Here is a 2,728-nt window from a genome sequence, read left to right on the forward strand (position 1 = left end):
GATCCGAACCCACAACTCGTCAGAGACGATCCACGGCGCAGCCATCACCCAAGATCATCTCAGCCCGAGATCACCAACGTGTTAGGGGCTCTTAGCGACCCGTCAGGTGTAAGGGGCCGAGCTCAACACTGACCCCGCCAACCGCAACCCCAACAAGCAACACCACGAGGACCGAAACCACGACGGCCAGCAGCCGCAATGTCGTCGGCCAGCTACGGAACGCCGCGAGAAGCCCGGAGCTGACGCGCTCCTCACCAGGGGTTATCGGCTCCACTACTTGGTGAACCGACCGGTCAGCGCACGAATCAGCCTCTCGGTCGGTGGATGCTGGACTCTTGCGTCGGCCAAAACCTATCGTCATTGACGTCCCTCGGATTGGATGGAGCCGCCCAGCTGGGAAACCAGTCAGATGCTTGCCAGCTAGACGGCCGTATGACCGCAGTCCGGAGGACCGAATAGACGGGGGAGGGCGGTGCCAGCCGCCCTTCCCCGTATTGCCCTGTGCTCGCCGGACTGACGACGCTGAGTCTTGCGGAGCCGCACGCCCGGAGACAGTGGCCGAGCGGCGAACGGTAGCTCCAGCGCGGCAAGCGCTCGCTGCGCAACGCCTCGGCTGAAGTGGCCCGTCTGGCGTGGTGTGAGGAAAACTTGCTGCCAAGCGGTCTCCGAGATCATTCGCAGCCGATCGCGGACTCCGCCTCCGCCATGTGACCGCACCACTGCGGCGCGCCGAGCAGCACCGGCGTCGGCCAGAACACCCGCCGCCAGAACTCCGCGACCTCCGGATCGAGCTCGGTCGTCGACCACGAGTAGCCCGGCCACGCCTCCATCACCTGAGCCAGTGCCTCACGGGCCACACCGCAGCGACCATGCGCCGCGTCGACCCGGATGTGCTCGAGCACCGCACGTTGGCACGCGTCGCACACCCGGACATCGACGTCGCTGACGAGGTCACCGCCAAGGCGGATCTCGGCGCGCTGCGAGGCCGCGGGAACGAGCGGGGTCGACCATACAAGGGAGACGAACACCGGGGGAGTGTCGGGCAGTCGAAGTCGACCCGCTCGCCGAGCTGATCCGCGATGCTGCCTGGACGAGCGAATGCCATCGATGCGACGGATCCGGAAACGATTTCCACGCCCTGCCGAACGAGTCGTCGAGGTGTCCCGACTGCAATGGGACTGGAGGCGGCGATGCCGCACCGGTTGTGGACACTGACTGCTGCATCGGTAGGTAGGAAGGCAGAAGGAGAAGCGGCCCCGCTCCATCATGGAGCGGGGCCGCTGTTCGCGCAGGGACTACGCAGTGGTGACCGGTTCCGCCAGCGTGTCGTTTAAGTACTCCTGTACGGGCTTGAAGAACCCGTACGTGACGTACTCGGCGAGCTCGTCTTTCCGATCCCACACGACCGCGCCGATCTCCTCCTCGTCGCCGATTGCTGCGAATCCGGCGGCGGCCTCGCACGCAACGTAGTGCATCTGCCTCCCGGTCGCCGAATGAACCCGCTCATCGAGGGCTCGAAGCGCGGTCACGACGCGTCGTCTCCTCCAGCGTCTCCCCGATCGCCGTCTGAACGGGCGTCTCGCCGGGTTCGCGCAACTGCCACACGAGCTCGCCCTCCGGGTGCCGGCGGCGGATCAGAAGGACACGGCCGCGGCGACTGGCGTGCTCATGGCGAACCTCCCTGTGTTGAACACGTCATTGACGGCTCAGTGAGTCATCACTGAGTTCACCGTGAAGCACGGGCGCCGAAGAGCCGTGATGGCTCGTCCGCTGCTTACTGCAAGGGCCGAAGAACCTGTACTCGATCAACTCACGCGGATCCAGACCGCTCGCGCGCCCCTCCTCCTCGTCGAGGAATGCCGCCAGCTCGACCGGGTCAACGAGCGACGAGATCGGGAACAGATGCCTGACGCTCGTCGTAACCACGTGAATTCCCCGCAGTGCTGAACGCGATTGGCCGCGGTGTCCGCCCCTGCATGTTCTCGGCGATGCCGTTGAGACGAAGAGGAGACCAGACCCAACCTCATTGACCTCGTGGAACTCCACGGCCCCTGTACTCCTTCGGGTAGCCCCAGAGCGCCTCAGCAGTCTCCGGGTTCCCGTCGTCTTCAATCTCGTCGGACAGAACTGGGCTGACGATCCAGCCCCGCCGTTTGAGGTAGCGGTGGAGCTCGCCGACGAGGTCGTAGTCGATGGTGGTCATACCGCGTCTCTTCGTACCTGGAAGATGGACGGAACACCCCCGCATGCGCGGGGCCGACGAATGGTGTCTACCTCCGGACACCGAGGTCGGGGGAACACCCCCGCATGCGCGGGGCCGGCCGTCACGCCACGCGCGACACCGGCAGTGCGGAGGGAACACCCCCAAATGCGCGGGGCCGACGTGGCCGCCTGCTTAGCTAGTTCTTGTAACGCAGGAACATCCCCGCATTCGCGGGGCCGACCGCACGCACCCGCGAGGGTTCGCGCACCCCGTCGGAACACCCCCGCATGCGCGGGGCCGACGTAGGTCCGTGCGGCCCGGACCAGGTCGCCGGGGGAACACCCCCGCGTGCGCGGGGCCGACTCGGATGCGGTGTAGTCGGGCAGCGCGTAGACCGGAACACCCCCGCGTGCGCGGGGCCGACTCAACGTGGACGACTCCGAACCCCTGCTGCCAGGGAACACCCTCGCGTGCGCGGGGCCGACTCAACGTGGACGACTCCGAACCCCGGGGGGCAGGGAAGAC

4 protein-coding genes are annotated in these 2,728 nt (G+C 66.5%); all 4 read right to left on the bottom strand.

What is annotated here, in order from left to right:
* Nucleotides 1-671: 671 nt before the first annotated feature.
* Nucleotides 672-1,028 carry a hypothetical protein gene (locus tag ABZ805_RS29225; protein WP_358447139.1) on the bottom strand — a complete coding sequence of 119 codons (357 nt, stop codon included), beginning with the start codon at nt 1,026-1,028 and terminating at the stop codon, nt 672-674.
* Nucleotides 1,029-1,295: 267 nt separating this feature from the next.
* A complete protein-coding gene (locus tag ABZ805_RS29230) occupies nt 1,296-1,529 on the bottom strand; it encodes a hypothetical protein (RefSeq protein WP_358447142.1) in 234 nt (77 codons plus the stop codon).
* A gap of 166 nt (nt 1,530-1,695) precedes the next feature.
* On the bottom strand, nt 1,696-1,926 hold the full coding sequence (locus ABZ805_RS29235) for a hypothetical protein (protein WP_358447144.1): 231 nt from the start codon (nt 1,924-1,926) through the stop codon (nt 1,696-1,698).
* Between the two features lie 97 nt (nt 1,927-2,023).
* Nucleotides 2,024-2,203: a hypothetical protein gene (locus ABZ805_RS29240; RefSeq protein ID WP_358447147.1), complete on the bottom strand. Its 180-nt coding sequence runs from the start codon at nt 2,201-2,203 to the stop codon at nt 2,024-2,026.
* Nucleotides 2,204-2,728: the final 525 nt, after the last annotated feature.

Origin of the sequence: Saccharopolyspora sp. NPDC047091, assembly GCF_040643635.1 — a bacterium.
In the GTDB taxonomy this organism is placed as follows: Bacteria; Actinomycetota; Actinomycetes; order Mycobacteriales; family Pseudonocardiaceae; genus Saccharopolyspora_C.

Bases quoted from the DNA above. Each gene is read 5' to 3' on its own strand.
- ABZ805_RS29240 (WP_358447147.1), bottom strand. From the start codon at position 2,203: ATGACCACCATCGACTACGACCTCGTCGGCGAGCTCCACCGCTACCTC.